Source organism: Streptomyces sp. NPDC048671, from assembly GCF_055587045.1.
Window position 1 is genome coordinate 408,301 of sequence record NZ_JBVJHB010000007.1, and the last position, 16,119, is coordinate 424,419.

Genomic DNA, 16,119 nt, shown 5'->3' on the forward strand with positions numbered 1-16,119 from the left:
TGACGGGTTCTACCGTGGACGCCATGAAGATCTGCGTATTCCTCTCCGCCGCCGACCTCGACGAGCGCTACACCCGGCCCGCCCGCGAATTCGCCGAACTGCTCGGCCGGGGCGGGCACACCCTGGTCTGGGGCGGCTCGGAGAGCGGGCTGATGAAGGTCGTGGCCGACGGGGTGCAGGAGTCCGGCGGGAAGCTGGTCGGGGTGTCGGTGGACTTCCTGGCCGCGAAGGCGCGTACCAACGCCGACGAGATGGTGATCGCCCGCGATCTCGCCGAGCGCAAGGCGCTCCTCCTGGAGAAGGCCGACGCCGTCGTGATCATGGTGGGCGGCACCGGCACGCTCGACGAGGCCACCGAGATCCTGGAGCTCAAGAAGCACGGCAAGCACACCAAGCCGGTCGTGCTGCTCAACACGGCGGGCTTCTACGACGGCCTGCGCCAGCAGTTCCAGCGCATGGAGGACGAGGGCTTCCTGCCGCTCCCGCTGACCGACCTGGTGTTCTTCGCGAAGGACGGGGTGGGCGCCCTCGCCTACCTGGAGGAGTGGTCCGGCCTGCGGTGATGTGCCGGCGCCGGGGTGGACGGGTGCGACGATGGGGGCATGTCCACTCACCTCATCACCGGCGCCGGTTCCGGCATCGGCGCAGCAGTCGCCCGCCGTCTCACCGAGCGCGGGGACGATCTCGTACTCCTTGCCCGTGACGCGGGCCGCGCCAAGGAGCTCGCCGCGCTGCACCCCGGCGCCCGCACGATCGTCGGAGACCTCTCCAACCCGGACCGGCTCTCCTGGGCCTTCGCCCAGCAGCCGATGCCGGAGCGCCTCGACTCGCTGATGCACATCGCGGGCGTCGTCGAGCTCGGCCGGGTCGGCGAGCTCACGCCCAAGGCCTGGCACACCCAGCTCAACGCCAACCTCGTGGCCCCGGCCGAGCTGACCCGGCTCTTCCTGCCGCAACTGCGCGTCGCCCAGGGACACGTCCTCTTCGTCAACTCCGGCGCCGGACTCGCCGCCCACGCCGAGTGGGGCGCCTACGCGGCGAGCAAGCACGGGCTGAAGGCACTGGCCGACTCGCTGCGCCACGAGGAGCACGGCGACGGGGTCCGGGTGACCTCCGTCTACCCCGGGCGCACCGCGAGCCCCATGCAGGCCAAGGTCCACCAGCAGGAGGGCAAGGAGTACGACCCCGAGCGGTGGATCGACCCGGAGTCGGTGGCCACCACGATCCTGATGGCGATCGACCTGCCGCGCGACGCCGAGGTCAACGACCTCACGGTCCGCCCCGGCCGCTGACGGCACGGGCGGCGAACCGCCGTAGGCTTCCCGCGTGAGCGAGAAGAGCAAGTTCAGCGGGTGCCCGGCCACCGGAATCGGTTCGATGCCCGGAGGGGACGCACGGGAGGCGGCGAAGACCGTCACCGGCTCCTTCGGGGACGGCCAGGGCGTGCCGTACCTGGCGGAACTGCCCGCGCGCGGACCGGGCGCGGACATGATCGGGCGGACCATCGGGCTGCTCGTCGAAATGTACGGACACGTCGAGCCGAGCGGCTGGCGGATCAGCGACCGGCCGGGGCGCGACACCCGCCGGGCCCGCTCCTGGCTCGGCGAGGACCTCGACGCGCTGGAGGAGTTCACCCAGGGCTACGAGGGCCCGCTCAAGGTGCAGGCCGTCGGGCCCTGGACGCTGGCCGCCGCGCTGGAGCGCCGGGGCGGCGAGGCGGTGCTCGGTGACCCGGGCGCCTGCCGCGACCTGGCGGCCTCGCTGGCGGAGGGCCTGCGCGACCACCTCGCCGAGGTACGGCGGCGGATGCCCGGCGCCCGGGTGATCCTCCAGCTCGACGAACCGTCCCTCACCGGGGTCCTCCTGGGGCGGGTCAGGACGGCGAGCACCTACCGCACCTACCGGGCGGTCGATCGCCAGCTCGTCGAGTCCACCCTGCGCGAGGTGCTGGGCGCGGCGGGCGAGGGCGCCTCGGTCGTCCACACCTGTGCGCCCGAGGTGCCGTTCGCGCTGCTGCGCCGGGCCGGGGCGGACGGCATCTCGTTCGACTTCTCCCTACTCACCGAGCGTGAGGAGGAGGCGATCGGGGAAGCCGTCGAGGGCGGGACCCAGTTGTTCCTCGGGGTGGTGCCGGGTACCGACCCGGCCTCGGGCGGATTGTCGGACCCGGGCGGTAGCGTCATGGGTGTCAGGACGCTGTGGCGCAGGCTGGGGCTGAATCCGGGGACTCTGACCGAGTCCGTGGTCATCACGCCCTCGTGCGGGCTCGCGGGTGCGTCGCCCGCGTACGCACGGGCCGCGCTCGCCCACTGCGGCCGGGCCGCGAGATCGCTCGCAGACAACCCTGAGTAACGGGGCACTGGGTAACGGGAGGACGGGACGATGGCCGGCGAAGAGCAGACGGCAGTGCCAGCGGAGGCACGGACCGCGGTGCCAGCGGAGGCACGGGAGCGGCACGCGCTCCTCGCCGAGCAGATCGAGGAGCACCGCTTCCGCTATTACGTGAACGACCAGCCGGTCGTCAGCGACGCCGAGTTCGACCGGCTGATGCGTGAGCTGGAGGGCCTGGAGGACACGTATCCGCAGCTGCGCACGCCCGACTCGCCGTCGCAGAAGGTCGCGGGGCCCTACCGGACGGAATTCACCTCCGTCGAGCACCGCGAGCGGATGCTGTCCCTGGACAACGCCTTCGACGACGAGGAACTGGCCACCTGGGGCGAGCGGGTCGCCCGGGACGTCGGCGCGACCGGCTACCACTTCCTGTGCGAGCTCAAGATCGACGGCCTCGCGGTCAACCTCACCTATGAGAACGGCCTGCTGACCAGGGCGGCCACCCGCGGCGACGGCCGCACCGGCGAGGACATCACGCCCAACGTCCGGACGATCGCGGAGATCCCGCACCGGCTGAAGGGCGACCGCATCCCGGCACTCGTCGAGATCCGCGGCGAGGTCTTCTTCCCGATGGACGGATTCGAGGCGCTCAACGCCCGGCTGGTCGAGGCGGACGACAAGCCCTTCGCCAACCCGCGCAACGCGGCGGCCGGTTCACTGCGCCAGAAGGACCCCAAGGTCACCGCCGGCCGGCCGCTGCACATGGTGGTGCACGGCATCGGGGCCCGTGAGGGCTTCGACATCGACTGCCTCTCGCACGCCTACGAGCTGCTGCACGCATGGGGTCTGCCCACCGCCAAGTACAACAAGGTGGTGGACTCCCTGGACGGGGTACGGGAGTTCATCGCCCACTTCGGCGAGAACCGGCACTCGGTGGAGCACGAGATCGACGGCGTCGTCGTCAAGCTCGACGAGATCCCTCTCCAGGGCAGGCTCGGCTCGACCTCACGCGCACCGCGCTGGGCGATCGCCTGGAAGTACGCGCCGGAGGAGGTCAACACCAAGCTGGTCAACATCCGGGTCGGCGTCGGCCGCACCGGCCGCGTCACCCCGTACGCCCAGGTGGAGCCCGTCGAAGTCGCCGGTTCCGAGGTCGAGTTCGCCACCCTGCACAACCAGAACGTGGTCCGGGCGAAGGGCGTCCTGATCGGCGACACGGTGGTGCTCCGCAAGGCCGGCGATGTGATTCCGGAGATCCTCGGCCCGGTCGTCGACCTCAGGGACGGCACCGAGCAGGCGTTCGTCATGCCCACCGAGTGCCCCGAGTGCGGGACGGAGCTGCGGCCCATGAAGGAGGCCGACATCGACGTCCGCTGCCCCAACGCCCGCTCCTGCCCCGCACAACTGCGTGAGCGCGTCGCCTATCTGGCGGGCCGCAAGTGCCTGGACATCGACCACTTCGGCTATGTCGCGGCCGCCGCCCTGACCCGTCCGCTGGAGCCCGCCGACCCGCCGCTGCGCGACGAGGGCGACCTGTTCGGGCTGACCGTCGACCAGCTGCTGCCCATCCGGGCCTATGTCCTCGACATGGACAGCGGACTGCCCAAGCGGGATCCGAAGACCGGGGAGGAGAAGACCGCGCTGGTCTTCGCCAACCAGCAGGGCGAACCGAAGAAGAACGCCGTCGCGATGCTGGACGCCATCGCCGAGGCGAAGGAAGCGCCGCTGGCCCGGATCCTCACCGGGCTCTCGATCCGCCATGTCGGTCCCGTCGCCGCGCAGGAGCTGGCCCGTCAGTTCCGGTCCGTCGACCGGATCGACGAGGCCACCGAGCAGGAGCTGTCCGACGCCGACGGGGTCGGACCGATCATCGCGGCCTCGGTCAAGGCGTGGTTCGCCGAGGACTGGCACCGGGAGATCCTGCGCAAGTGGCGGGAGGCCGGGGTCCGGATGGAGGACGAGGGGGCCGGTGAGGAGGAGGGGCCGAGGCCGCTCGAAGGGCTCACCGTCGTCGTCACCGGCACGCTGGCCTCGCACACCAGGGATGGCGCGAAAGAAGCCCTCCAGAGCCGCGGGGCGAAGGTGACGGGTTCCGTTTCGAAGAAGACCTCCTTCGTGGTGGTCGGCGACAACCCCGGCTCGAAGTACGACAAGGCCATGCAGCTGAAGGTGCCCGTGCTGAACGAGGACGGCTTCGCCGTGCTGCTCGCGGACGGGCCCGACGCGGCGCGCGAGGCGGCGGTGCCGGCCGAGGCGGAGACGGAGACCGAGACGGAGGCCGAAGAGGGGGCCGGGGAGGCGGCCGGGGAGTAGAACCGGCCCAGGGGCGGGGAATCGTGGGTGTGTACGCCCCGGATTCACCCGGTCGGCGCATAGCAGACGCTGACGGGGGGTCGGTTCGCATTCGGGCAAGAGATGTAGACCGCTGCCCCTGGAAGCCCTCTGCGGCCTACTGTTGAGGGATGCGCCCGCGGCGCCCGGCCACCGGATGTGCCGGGCGTGGTGGCAGCGAACGGAACCATCAGGTGACATCGGCACCGCCGGCTGTGAGAGGGACGGAATGAAACCGACCGAGAACGCCGCACCGGTGTCGCGGCTGCAGGGTTTCGCCGGACTCACGCCCAAGGTGGGCGCTGTCGTCGTGGCCCTCGCCACCGTCCAGCTCGCGACCGGCTTCTACCGGACCGTGAGCGGTGGACACGCGCTCTTCCCGGACGGCAGGGCCGGCTGGTCGCTCGCCGTGCTCACCGGGATCGTCGTCGGTCATCTGGTGGCGCTCGGCCGCGACCGCTGGTGGGGCGGCACCGGTTCCGGGGCCGCCCTCACGCTCGCCGTGCTGCTGCTCTACGGCTGGGTGCCCGCCGGCCTGGTCAGCCTGGTCGTGGTCGTACTCGTCGGGATGGCGCGCAGGCACCGCTGGTGGCAGGGGCTGCTGCACGGGGCGGTGGACATCCTGGGAGTGGGCGCGGCGGCGCTGGTCATGGCCGCGTTCGGCGAGGTGCAGACCGTCGAGTCGCCCTGGCAGCCACTCGACTGGGGTATCGACGTCGTCCCGGAAGTCCTCCTCGCCGCCTCCACCTATCTGCTCGTCACCCGGGTGCTGCTCTGGTACGCCCGGCCCCAGGGCGGCGGGCTGCCGACCGTCGCCCGCACCGCACTGCTGCGGCAGGGCCTCGTCGCCGTCGCCCTGCTCGGCATCGCACCGCTGATCTGCGTCGTCGCCATGGCCATGCCGGTACTGCTGCCGCTCTTCGCGGTCCCGCTGATCGCGCTCGACTCCACGCTCTGGATCGCCCGCGCCAGGGCCGAGGAGCAGCTGCGGGACCCGCTGACCGGACTGCCGAACCGCCAGTGGCTGCTGGAACGGACCTGGACGGCCCTGGAGGAGGCCGAGAGCGTCGGCACCCGGGCCGGCCTGGTCCTGATCGACCTCGACCGCTTCCGGGCGGTCAACGACACCCTGGGCCATCTGGCGGGTGACCGGCTGCTGCTCCAGATAGCGGAACGCCTGCGCCTCGCCCTGCCGCGCGGGGCGGAGGCGGCCAGGCTCGGCGGCGACGAGTTCGCCGTCCTGCTGCCGGCCGCGGACTCCGCCACCAGCGCCCAGCGGATCGCCCGCCACCTGGTCGCCGAACTCTCCTCCCCGCTCGACCTCGACGGGCTCACCCTGGTGCTGGAGGCCAGCGCGGGCGTCGCCGTCTACCCCGACCACGCGCTGGACGCCGAGGGTCTGCTGCGCCGCGCGGACGTGGCGATGTACCAGGCCAAGCGCGACCGCACGGGCGTCGAGGTGTACGAGTCGAAGCGCGACAGCAACACCCCGGACCGGCTCGGGCTCCTCGGTGATCTGCGGCGCGCGCTGGACGCCGGCGAGGTCGAGCTCCACTACCAGCCGAAGGTCCGCTTCGACGGACAGGTGGCCGGTCTCGAAGCCCTGGTCCGCTGGGTGCACCCGGAGCGGGGGCGGGTCCCTCCGGACGAGTTCATCGCCATCGCCGAGTCGTCCGGGCTGATGCCGCACCTCACCGAGTACGTACTGGAGACGGCGCTCGCCCAGGTCGCGAGATGGCGGGCGCAGGGGCTGTTCGTCCCGGTAGCGGTCAACGTCTCCCCGCGCGACGTGCACACCCCGGGGTTCGCGGGCGGCGTCGCGGCCCGGCTGGCCCGGCACGGCGTTCCGGCCGGTGCCCTCCAGCTGGAGATAACGGAACACGTACTGCTAGAGGACCCGCAGCGGGCCGCGGACACACTGGCCGGGCTCACCGGGCACGGGGTGAAGATGTCCCTGGACGACTTCGGCACGGGGTACTCCTCCCTCGTCCATCTGCGGCGGCTGCCGGTCAGCGAGCTCAAGATCGACCGGTCCTTCGTGGCCCGGCTCGCCATCGACCACGAGGACGCGGAGATCGTCCGCTGCACGATCGACCTGGCGCACTCGCTCGGCCTGCTGGTCGTCGCCGAGGGCGTCGAGGACGACGAGACCTGGGAGCGCCTGCGGGACCTGCGCTGCGACGCGGTCCAGGGCTGGCTGGTGGCCGCCGCGATGCCGCCCCAGGAGACGACCGCGTGGCTGCGGGCGCGGGGCGAGCACGGGTGGCGGCGGCCGGCGGAGCTGGCGGCGGCCGCCGCCGCGGCGGCAGCGGCGGCGGGTGTGACCACCGCGGCGGCGCCCGAGCTGGAGCAGCGCCCCTCCGGGCGGACCGTCGACTCGCGGCCCGCGACGTCGTAGGCGGGGCGCGGGCGTGGGCCTGCGGTGAGGCGCCCGGAGGCGCCCGGTTGCCGCTTCGCTGAGCAGGTGTTCCACGGGTGGCCGTGGCTGGTACGGAGGACCCCATAGGATTGGGGGTCGGCGGCACATTTCCACCTGCCGCGCGACGTCTGGCACGCACGCTCGCCGTGTCGCCGAAGCGCCCACGTGGCTCCGCCACGAGAGCGCTCCGGCGCCTTGCGATCGCACGCACCGGACGCCGCGCGGCCCGTCCTTCGGACGGACGGCGGAAATGTGCCACCGGCCCCGGCCAGAACCACACACCAACCCCTGAGGATCGCTGCATGCCTGGCATCACGCGCGAGGAGGTCGCCCACCTCGCCCGGCTGGCGCGTCTGGAGCTGAAGGGCGAAGAGCTCGATCACTTCGCCGGTCAGCTCGACGACATCATCGGCGCGGTCGCCCGCGTCTCCGAGGTCGCCGACCAAGACGTACCGCCGACCTCCCATCCGCTGCCGCTGACCAACGTCATGCGGACGGACGAGGTCCGTCCCTCGCTCACCCCCGCGCAGGCGCTCTCCGGCGCCCCGGCCCAGGAGCAGCAGCGTTTCAAGGTGCCGCAGATCCTGGGGGAGGACTAAAAAGCCATGACGGACATCAGCACCATCATCAAGCTCACCGCCGCCGAGACCGCCGCGAGGATCGCCTCCGGTGAGCTCACGGCCGTCGAGGTCACCGAGGCCCACCTGGCCCGGATCGAGGCCGTGGACGAGAAGGTCCACGCCTTCCTGCACGTCGACCGCGAGGGCGCGCTCGCGCAGGCCCGCGCCGTCGACGCGAAGAGGGCCGCGGGCGAGAAGCTCGGCCCGCTGGCCGGCGTCCCGCTCGCGCTCAAGGACATCTTCACCACGCAGGACATGCCGACCACCGTCGGCTCGAAGATCCTCGAAGGCTGGGTCCCGCCATACGACGCGACCGTCACCAAGCGGCTCAAGGCCGCCGACATCGTCATCCTCGGCAAGACCAACATGGACGAGTTCGCCATGGGGTCCTCCACCGAGAACAGCGCCTACGGCCCGACCGGCAACCCGTGGGACCTCACCCGTGTCCCGGGCGGTTCCGGCGGCGGCTCCTCGGCCGCGCTCGCCTCGTTCGAGGCCCCGCTCGCCATCGGCACGGACACCGGCGGCTCGATCCGCCAGCCCGCCGCCGTCACCGGCACCGTCGGCGTCAAGCCCACCTACGGCGGCGTCTCCCGCTACGGCATGGTGGCCTTCTCGTCCTCCCTCGACCAGGGCGGCCCCTGCGCCCGTACGGTCCTGGACGCGGCGCTGCTGCACGAGGCCATCGCCGGACACGACCCGCTCGACTCCACCTCCATCGACGCCCCGGTCCCGCCGGTCGTCGAGGCCGCGCGCAACGGCTCGGTGAAGGGCATGCGCGTCGGAGTCGTCAAGCAGTTCTCCGGCGAGGGCTACCAGGCCGGTGTCGTCCAGCGCTTCAACGAGTCGGTCGAGCTGCTGAAGTCGCTCGGCGCCACCGTCGTCGAGCTGGACTGCCCGTCCTTCGACCTCGGCCTTTCGGCGTACTACCTCATCGCGCCGTCCGAGTGCTCTTCGAACCTCGCCCGCTTCGACGCCATGCGCTACGGCCTGCGGGTCGGCGACGACGGCACGAAGTCCGCCGAGGAGGTCACCGCGCTCACCCGCGAGGCCGGCTTCGGCGACGAGGTCAAGCGCCGCATCATCCTCGGCACGTACGCGCTGAGCTCCGGCTACTACGACGCCTACTACGGCTCGGCGCAGAAGGTCCGCACCCTGATCACGCGGGACTTCGAGAAGGCCTTCGAGCAGGTGGACGTCATCGTCTCCCCGACGACACCCACCACCGCCTTCCCGATCGGCGAACGCGCCGACGACCCGATGGCGATGTACCTCGCGGACCTGTGCACCATTCCGACCAACCTGGCCGGCAACGCAGCCATGTCGCTGCCCTGCGGCCTGGCGCCGGAGGACGGACTGCCGGTCGGGCTGCAGATCATCGCTCCCGCCATGAAGGACGACCGGCTGTACAGGGTCGGAGCCGCCGTCGAGGCCGCGTTCGTGGAAAAGTGGGGGCACCCGCTGCTCGAGGAGGCTCCGTCGCTATGAGTGCCATGGCAAAGAAGGCCACGAACTTCAAGAAGTCGAAGACCGGGCTGTACGTATCGCTCGGCAGCACCGCGTTCGGCGCGATCAGTGTTGCCAAGCAGATCAGGCTCGCGCGCAACGACAACGACACACTGCGCCTCATCGACGCGACCGTGTCCGCCGCCGCCATCGTCACCGGCCTCGCGATCCTCTATCGCGAACTGAAGCGTCTCGGCGACGATGACGTCCTGCTGGGCTGAGAGGGAAAGTTTTCACCGTGACTGCTGTCATTGACCTGGAGTCGTACGAGGACGCCCTCGCGACGTACGACCCCGTCATGGGCCTCGAAGTCCATGTCGAGCTGGGCACCAAGACCAAGATGTTCTGCGGCTGCTCCACCGAGCTCAAGCAGGACGCCAACTCCCAGACCTGCCCGGTCTGCCTCGGGCTGCCCGGCGCGCTGCCGGTCGTCAACGAGATCGGCGTCGAGTCCGCCATCAAGATCGGTCTCGCGCTGAACTGCGAGATCGCCGAGTGGTGCCGCTTCGCCCGGAAGAACTACTTCTATCCGGACATGCCGAAGAACTTCCAGACCTCCCAGTACGACGAGCCGATCGCCTTCGACGGCTATCTGGACGTCCAGCTGGAGGACGGCGAGATCTTCCGGGTGCAGATCGAGCGCGCCCACATGGAGGAGGACACCGGCAAGTCGACGCACGTCGGCGGCGCCACCGGCCGTATCCACGGCGCGTCCCACTCCCTGCTCGACTACAACCGCGCGGGCATCCCGCTCATCGAGATCGTCACCAAGCCGATCGAGGGAGCGGGCGCACGGGCCCCCGAGGTCGCCAAGGCGTACGTCGCCGAGCTGCGCGAGCTCATCAAGGCGCTCGGCGTCTCCGAGGCCCGGATGGAGATGGGCCAGATGCGCTGCGACGTGAACCTGTCGCTGCGCCCGCACGGCCGCGAGGCGTTCGGCACCCGTTCCGAGACGAAGAACGTGAACTCCCTGCGTTCCGTCGAGCGGGCCGCCCGCTTCGAGATCCAGCGCCACGCCGCGGTGCTGAACTCGGGCGGCACGATCGTGCAGGAGACCCGGCACTTCCACGAGGAGGACGGCTCCACCACGGCCGGCCGCATCAAGGACAACGCCGAGGACTACCGCTACTTCCCGGAGCCCGACCTGGTACCGGTCGCCCCGGCCCGCGCCTGGGTCGAGGAGCTGCGGGGCGGTCTCCCCGAGCTGCCGCGGCTGCGCCGCGCACGGCTCAAGGAGGACTGGGGCGTCTCCGAGCACGACATGCAGTCCATCCTCAACGCGGGCGCGGTCGACCTGATCGTCGCCACGACCGAGGTGGGCGCACCCTCGGACCAGGCCCGCAAGTGGTGGATGGGCGAGCTGGCCCGTAACGCCAACGAGACCGGCCGCGGTCTCGACGAGCTGCCCGTCACCCCGGTGCAGGTCGCCCGGGTGGCCGAGCTCGTCGCCTCGGGCGACCTCAACGACAAGCTGGCCCGCCAGGTGCTGGAGGGCGTCCTCGCGGGCGAGGGCGACCCGGACACCGTCGTCGAGAAGCGCGGCCTGAAGGTCGTCTCCGACGAGGGCGCGCTGTCCACGGCGGTCGACGAGGCCATCGCGGGCAACGCCGCCATCGCGGACAAGATCCGCGGCGGCAAGGTCGCCGCCGCCGGCGCGCTCGTCGGCGCCGTCATGAAGGCCACCCGCGGCCAGGCGGACGCGGCCCGGGTGCGTGAACTGATCCTGGAGAAGCTCGGCGTCGAGGGCTGAGCCCGTCCCCGTACGTCCTCGAAGGGGCGGTGCATCCGGTACCACCGGGCGCACCGCCCCTTTCACCGCTCCGGAGAGCCCACTGAACGCAGTCACCGCCGAGATCGTCTCCGTCGCCCTCCTGCTGGGGGTGCTGGCGTTCGCCGTCGTACGCCCCCGGGGACTGCCGGAGGCGACCGTCGCCGTGCCCGCCGCGGTGCTGGTCATCGTGGTGGGCGCGGTTTCCTGGCCCCAGGCCCGGTCCCAGGTGGACAGCCTGCTGCCGGTCGTCGGCTTCCTCGCCGCGATCCTGGTACTGGCGCGGCTCTGCGCCGACGAAGGGCTGTTCAGGGCGGCCGGTGACCTGGTCGCCCGCGCCTGCGGCGGGCGGACCGGCCCGCTGCTCGGGGGCGTCTTCGCCGTCGCGTCGGTGATCACGGCGGTGCTCAGTCTGGACGCCACCGTGGTCCTGCTGACGCCCGTCGTCCTCGCGACCGCGGCCCGCGTCGGGGCCCGCCCCCGCCCGTACGTGTACGCCTGCGCGCACCTCGCCAACTCCGCGTCGCTCCTGCTTCCCGTCTCCAATCTGACCAACCTGCTGGCGTTCACGGCCAGCGGTCTCTCCTTCACCCGCTTCGCCGCCCTGATGACGCTGCCCTGGCTGGCGGCGATCGCCGTCGAGTACGTGGTCTTCCGCCGGTTCTTCGCGGCCGACCTGGCGGCGGGGGCGTACCCGCCGAAGCCGGCGGACGACCGGCCCGTCCTCCCCGTCTTCACCCTGGTCGTCCTGGTGCTGACCCTGTGCGGATTCGCCGTGACCTCGTTCGCGGGCGCGGAGCCGCTGTGGGCGGCGCTGGCGGGCGCCGCCGTGCTGGCCGTGCGGGCGCTGGCGAGACGGGAGACCACCGTGAAGGGGCTGGTGCACTCCGCGAACGTGCCGTTCTGCCTGTTCGTGCTGGCCCTGGGCGTCGTCGTCAAGGCGGTCGTCGACCACGGTCTGGGTACCGGTATCGCCCGGCTCCTGCCGGGCGGGTCCTCGTTGCCCGCGCTGCTGGCGGTGGCCGCGGTGGCGGCGGTGCTCGCCAACCTGATCAACAACCTGCCGGCGATCCTCGCCCTCCTCCCGGTCGTCGCGGCGGCCGGGCCGGGGCCGCTGCTGGCCGCGCTGATCGGGGTGAACCTCGGGCCGAACCTCACGTACGTCGGCTCGCTCGCCACCCTGCTGTGGCGTCGCATCCTGCACACGCACGACCAGGCGCCGGAGCTCGGCCACTTCACCCGGCTCGGGCTGCTGACCGTACCGGCGACGCTGGCGGTGTCGACGGTCGCGCTCTGGGGGGCGCTGCGGGTGATCGGGGTCTGACGCCTGCGCCGGCGGGCGTCGGACCGCGGGCGTTCGTGCCCGTCACGCGCGGTCCGCGAGCCCGCCGGACGGCCGCGGAGATGTCTCCCATATGCGGATCCGACGCCTGTGAGTATGACCACGAATCGGGCAAATGATCACAGTTCGCTGTCAGAGTGACGGTCTCAAGGTCATGCGTTTCCTGCGTGCGGTTCTCCCGAGCCGCCGGAGAGACCACGAACCCGCAGGGAGCTCGTCCCTTGGCTGCTATCGCCCGCTGGTGCATCGCCCACCGTCTCGTCGCCGTCCTCATCTGGCTGCTCGCCCTCGGCGGCACGGCCGCGGGTGCGGTGTTCGCGGGCAGTTCCTACACGAACGACTACGAGGCGCCCGGCACCGAATCCGGCCACGCCGCCGCCCTGTTGAAGAGCGGCTTCACGAACCTCGGCGGGGACACCGACACCATCGTCTGGCACACCGACGACTCCACCGTGCGGGCGGCCGACGTCGAGCAGAAGATGACCCGGACCCTGCACGCGGTCGAACGGCTGCCTGGTGTCGGCGACGTCAGCGGCCCCTACACCCAGGCGGGCGCCGCACAGATCAGCGCGGACGGGCGCACGGCCTACGCCACGGTCACCTTCGACGGGCAGGCCGACGACGTACCGGTGGCGCAGGCCGAGGCGGTCGTCAGCACCGCGAAGGCCGCCTCGGGCGAACACCTCCGGGTCGAGCTGGGCGGCTCGGCCGTCGCCCTCACCGAGGCGCCCGCCGTACACCTCAGCGAGGCCATCGGGGTCGCCGTCGCGGCCGTCGTGCTCTTCATCGCCTTCGGCTCGCTCGCCGCCAGCATGCTGCCCATCGCCACCGCTCTCGTCTCGGTCGGCACCGCGTACGCGGGCATCGTGCTGCTCGGGCACGTGATGACCGTCGCCGACTTCGCACCCATGCTCGGGATGCTCGTCGGGCTCGGGGTCGGCATCGACTACGCCCTCTTCATCGTCACCCGGCACCGCAGAGGGCTCCGGCGCGGCATGACCGTCCCCGAGGCGGCGCAGCACGCGGTCGCCACGACCGGGCGGGCCGTCGTCTTCGCCGGGGCCACCGTCTGCATCGCGCTGCTGGGCATGCTGATCCTGCGGCTGAGCTTCCTCAACGGGGTCGCCGTCGCCGCCTCGCTCACCGTCGTACTGACCGTGGCGGCCGCCGTGACGCTGCTGCCGGCCCTGCTGTCCCTCATCGGCATGCGGGCGCTGAGCAGGCGCGAGCGCAGACGGCTCGCCGAGCACGGCCCGCAGCCGGACCTGCCCACCGGTTTCGCCGCGCGCTGGTCCGCCTTCGTGGAGCGGCACCCCAAGCTGCTCGGCGGGATCGCGGTGGTGGTGATGCTCGTCCTCGCGCTCCCCACCTTCTCGCTCCACCTGGGCAGCTCCGACCAGGGCAACAACGCGAAGTCCTCGACCACCCGGCAGGCGTACGACCTGCTGGCGGACGGATTCGGTCCCGGCGTCAACGGACCGCTGACCATCGCCGCACAGCTCGACGGCGCGGACGACCGGCTGGCGATGGACGCGCTGCCCGCCACGCTGCGCGCCACCGACGGAGTCGCGTCGGCCGACCCGGTCACGTACAACTCCAGCGGCGACACCGCGTTCGTCACCGTCGTCCCGGACTCGGCGCCGCAGTCCCAGCAGACCAGCGAGCTCGTCGACCGGCTGCGTACGGACGTCCTGCCGAAGGCGGCCGACAACACCTCGCTCCAGACCCATGTGGGCGGCGTGACGGCCAGCTACGACGACTTCGGACAGATCATCATCGGGAAACTCCCGCTCTTCATCGGTGTCGTCATAGGGCTCGGCTGCCTGCTCCTGCTGATGGCCTTCCGGTCGGTCGGCATCCCGCTGAAGGCGGCGGTGATGAACGTGGCGGCGGTCGCCTCCTCGTTCGGCGTGGTCGTCGCGATCTTCCAGTGGGGGTGGGGGAGCGAGCTGCTGGGGCTGGGCAGCTCGGGCCCCATCGAACCCTTCCTGCCGGTCATCATGGTGTCCGTGCTCTTCGGCCTCTCCATGGACTACCAGGTGTTCCTGGTCGGCCGGATGTACGAGGAGTGGCTGGAGACCGGTGACAACCGGCGGGCGGTCCGGGTCGGCCTCGCCGAGACCAGCCGGGTGATCAACTCGGCCGCGGTGATCATGATCTCGGTCTTCCTCGCGTTCGTGCTCAGCGGCGACCGGGTCATCGCGATGTTCGGGATCGCGCTCGCCGCGGCCGTCGCACTGGACGCCTTCGTCCTGCGCACACTGCTGGTCCCGGCCCTGATGCATCTGCTGGGCGGGGCGAACTGGTGGATGCCGGGCTGGCTGGACCGCAGGCTGCCGCGTCTCAGCATCGAGCCTCCCGATTGCCGGGCGCCCCATGCGAAGATCCCGGGGGCGGCCGCGAGCCCGGACGACGAAGCCGTACCGGCCGCGCGGCGCGTCCGCTGACCCGGCGCGGAACCGCGCCGGGCGAGTTACGAGGAGGGGCACGATGTTCGCGGTACCGCTGGGGGACGACGGGGCGGAGCTGCGGCCGCTGGAGATCTGGCAGGCGCGGGAGTTCCTCGACCACATGGACCGGGCGCGGGATCTCGTCGACCCGTGGATCCCGTTCGCCTCCTTCGCCACCGACCTGGAATCGGCGCGGGACCTGCTGCGCCGGTACGCGGAGAAGCAGGCGGCCGACACCGGCCGGCTCTACGGGATCTGGCTGAACGGCACGCTGGTCGGCGGGGTCCTCTTCCGGATCTTCGACACGGAGTCCGGGAACTGCGAGGTCGGCTGCTGGCTGGAGCCCGCGGCCCAGGGGCACGGCCTGGTGACCAGGGCGGCGACCCGGCTGATCGACTGGGCGGTCCTGGAGCGCGGTATGCACCGGGTCGAGTGGGACGCGTCCGCCGCGAACACCCGGAGCATCGCCGTGGCCGAGCGGCTCGGGATGAAGCGGGACGGCGTGCTGCGCCAGAACTACCTGTACCGAGGTGTGAGACACGACTCGGAGATATGGTCCGTGCTGGCCCCGGAATGGCGGGCCCGGCAGGGCTGAGCCGGGGGACGGGAGCGGGGAGCCGCCGGGCGTTAAGAAGGTTCTCATCCGGGGCACCTAGCGTGCGGGAAATGAACCCCACCACTCCCACTACTCCCACAGCTCCCGTCGCCGAGGGCGACGGAGAGAAGACGACGGCGGAGAAGGCCGTCACCGACACCGCCGGGGCCAAGGACACGGCGGAGCGACCCGAGACGGCGGGGCGGCCCGACGAGGCACGCACGGAGTCCGCGGAGCCCACGGACCGTGACACGGACGGGGACGCGGACGCGGGTCCGGACGCGGCGGAGCAGGACTTCGGCCTCGACCTCGACGACGACGGGTCCGACAAGGAGTCCGCCGGCCTCGGCACCGCAGCCGCGGCCGTCGTCTCCGCCGGCCTCGGCATCGTCTCGCTCACCGGGGCCTGGAGCGGCCGGGTCGCCGCCGAGCGCGAGACCCTCATCGGGCAGATCAAGACGTCGTCCGGCGGCTCCGCGGCGCAGCAGATCTCCGAGATCTACGGCGACGCCTGGCACGCCACCGCCCTGGTCAACGGCCTCTTCGGGCTCGTCGCCCTGCTGGTCGGAATCTACGTCCTGGTCCGCCCCGCCTTCGGCGCCCCGTCCGCGCACCCGCAGGCCGGCTGGGTCCGCGCGGTGGCCATGGGCGGCATCGCGCTCGGTGTGATCGGTGTGCTGATCTCCGTCGGCATGTACTTCGACCTCATCGTCGCCCTGCCCACGGCGGCCGCCGCGACCGCGGGAAGCTGACCGGC

General features: G+C 71.7%; 13 protein-coding genes. All 13 read left to right on the forward strand.

What is annotated here, in order from left to right:
• The first annotated feature begins 23 nt into the window (after nt 1-23).
• Complete coding sequence (locus ACZ6S6_RS16860; protein WP_362962868.1) at nt 24-563, forward strand: LOG family protein; 540 nt, start codon at nt 24-26, stop codon at nt 561-563.
• A 39-nt stretch (nt 564-602) separates the two neighbouring features.
• Complete coding sequence (locus ACZ6S6_RS16865) at nt 603-1,292, forward strand: SDR family oxidoreductase (protein ID WP_362962866.1); 690 nt, start codon at nt 603-605, stop codon at nt 1,290-1,292.
• Between the two features lie 34 nt (nt 1,293-1,326).
• Entirely contained in the window at nt 1,327-2,352 is a 1,026-nt protein-coding gene (locus ACZ6S6_RS16870; protein ID WP_362962864.1) for a methionine synthase, read from the forward strand.
• A 30-nt stretch (nt 2,353-2,382) separates the two neighbouring features.
• Nucleotides 2,383-4,644: an NAD-dependent DNA ligase LigA gene (gene ligA, locus ACZ6S6_RS16875; RefSeq protein WP_469706082.1), complete on the forward strand. Its 2,262-nt coding sequence runs from the start codon at nt 2,383-2,385 to the stop codon at nt 4,642-4,644.
• Nucleotides 4,645-4,891: 247 nt separating this feature from the next.
• The gene (locus ACZ6S6_RS16880; protein WP_469706083.1) at nt 4,892-7,060 is read left to right on the forward strand and encodes a putative bifunctional diguanylate cyclase/phosphodiesterase; all 2,169 of its coding nucleotides are present in this window, start codon (nt 4,892-4,894) and stop codon (nt 7,058-7,060) included.
• Between the two features lie 323 nt (nt 7,061-7,383).
• On the forward strand, nt 7,384-7,680 hold the full coding sequence (gene gatC / locus ACZ6S6_RS16885; RefSeq protein ID WP_024492941.1) for an Asp-tRNA(Asn)/Glu-tRNA(Gln) amidotransferase subunit GatC: 297 nt from the start codon (nt 7,384-7,386) through the stop codon (nt 7,678-7,680).
• 6 nt (nt 7,681-7,686) lie between these two features.
• Complete coding sequence (gatA, locus tag ACZ6S6_RS16890; RefSeq protein WP_362962858.1) at nt 7,687-9,189, forward strand: Asp-tRNA(Asn)/Glu-tRNA(Gln) amidotransferase subunit GatA; 1,503 nt, start codon at nt 7,687-7,689, stop codon at nt 9,187-9,189.
• Nucleotides 9,186-9,428 (forward strand): hypothetical protein, encoded by a 243-nt coding sequence (locus ACZ6S6_RS16895; RefSeq protein WP_079193645.1) that lies wholly within the window; start codon nt 9,186-9,188, stop codon nt 9,426-9,428. The genes gatA and ACZ6S6_RS16895 overlap by 4 nt, the downstream gene beginning before the upstream one ends.
• 17 nt (nt 9,429-9,445) lie before the next feature.
• Nucleotides 9,446-10,957, forward strand: coding sequence for an Asp-tRNA(Asn)/Glu-tRNA(Gln) amidotransferase subunit GatB (gene gatB, locus ACZ6S6_RS16900; protein ID WP_362962856.1), 1,512 nt, complete (start codon nt 9,446-9,448; stop codon nt 10,955-10,957).
• An 82-nt stretch (nt 10,958-11,039) separates the two neighbouring features.
• On the forward strand, nt 11,040-12,299 hold the full coding sequence (locus tag ACZ6S6_RS16905) for an SLC13 family permease (protein ID WP_469706099.1): 1,260 nt from the start codon (nt 11,040-11,042) through the stop codon (nt 12,297-12,299).
• Nucleotides 12,300-12,538: 239 nt separating this feature from the next.
• Nucleotides 12,539-14,764 carry an MMPL family transporter gene (locus ACZ6S6_RS16910; protein WP_469706084.1) on the forward strand — a complete coding sequence of 742 codons (2,226 nt, stop codon included), beginning with the start codon at nt 12,539-12,541 and terminating at the stop codon, nt 14,762-14,764.
• Nucleotides 14,765-14,807: 43 nt separating this feature from the next.
• On the forward strand, nt 14,808-15,362 hold the full coding sequence (locus ACZ6S6_RS16915; RefSeq protein WP_469706085.1) for a GNAT family N-acetyltransferase: 555 nt from the start codon (nt 14,808-14,810) through the stop codon (nt 15,360-15,362).
• A gap of 71 nt (nt 15,363-15,433) precedes the next feature.
• Complete coding sequence (locus ACZ6S6_RS16920; protein ID WP_362962850.1) at nt 15,434-16,114, forward strand: hypothetical protein; 681 nt, start codon at nt 15,434-15,436, stop codon at nt 16,112-16,114.
• Nucleotides 16,115-16,119: the final 5 nt, after the last annotated feature.

Excerpts from the sequence above, each read along its gene's own strand:
- ACZ6S6_RS16860 (WP_362962868.1), top strand. The coding sequence starts at position 24 with ATGAAGATCTGCGTATTCCTCTCCGCCGCCGACCTCGACGAGCGCTAC.
- ACZ6S6_RS16865 (WP_362962866.1), top strand. The coding sequence starts at position 603 with ATGTCCACTCACCTCATCACCGGCGCCGGTTCCGGCATCGGCGCAGCA.
- ligA (WP_469706082.1), top strand. The coding sequence starts at position 2,383 with ATGGCCGGCGAAGAGCAGACGGCAGTGCCAGCGGAGGCACGGACCGCG.
- ACZ6S6_RS16880 (WP_469706083.1), top strand. The coding sequence starts at position 4,892 with ATGAAACCGACCGAGAACGCCGCACCGGTGTCGCGGCTGCAGGGTTTC.
- gatC (WP_024492941.1), top strand. The coding sequence starts at position 7,384 with ATGCCTGGCATCACGCGCGAGGAGGTCGCCCACCTCGCCCGGCTGGCG.
- gatA (WP_362962858.1), top strand. The coding sequence starts at position 7,687 with ATGACGGACATCAGCACCATCATCAAGCTCACCGCCGCCGAGACCGCC.
- ACZ6S6_RS16895 (WP_079193645.1), top strand. The coding sequence starts at position 9,186 with ATGAGTGCCATGGCAAAGAAGGCCACGAACTTCAAGAAGTCGAAGACC.
- ACZ6S6_RS16915 (WP_469706085.1), top strand. The coding sequence starts at position 14,808 with ATGTTCGCGGTACCGCTGGGGGACGACGGGGCGGAGCTGCGGCCGCTG.
- ACZ6S6_RS16920 (WP_362962850.1), top strand. The coding sequence starts at position 15,434 with ATGAACCCCACCACTCCCACTACTCCCACAGCTCCCGTCGCCGAGGGC.